1 pseudogene is annotated in these 248 nt (G+C 37.1%); it reads right to left on the bottom strand.

The annotated features are described in order from the left end of the window. A pseudogene (locus R0J88_RS22350) lies at positions 1 to 248 on the bottom strand (peptide ABC transporter permease); the annotation flags it as partial.

The raw sequence follows: 248 nt of genomic DNA, 5'->3' as shown, positions 1-248 counted from the left end.
ATCAATGCTGATACAAATACTGCAGCCAAAGCTAATTCGATTGTGGCTGGTAATGTTTCAGCGATTAATTCAGAAACAGGTCGGCTTTTTTTGAAGGATTCACCTAAATCACCTTGAAGTAATTGGAAAAAATAATCTTTCAATTGAATATGAAGTGGTTGATCTAAGTTTAATTCTGAACGTAAAGCAGCCTCTTCAGCTTCAGATACATTTCCTCCATCCCCCATCATTAAATCGATAGGGTCTCC

This window comes from Pseudoalteromonas sp. SIMBA_162 (assembly GCF_046535955.1).
GTDB classification, from domain to species: domain Bacteria; phylum Pseudomonadota; class Gammaproteobacteria; order Enterobacterales; family Alteromonadaceae; genus Pseudoalteromonas; species Pseudoalteromonas marina.
This window is presented reverse-complemented; position numbering and strand designations above follow the sequence as displayed.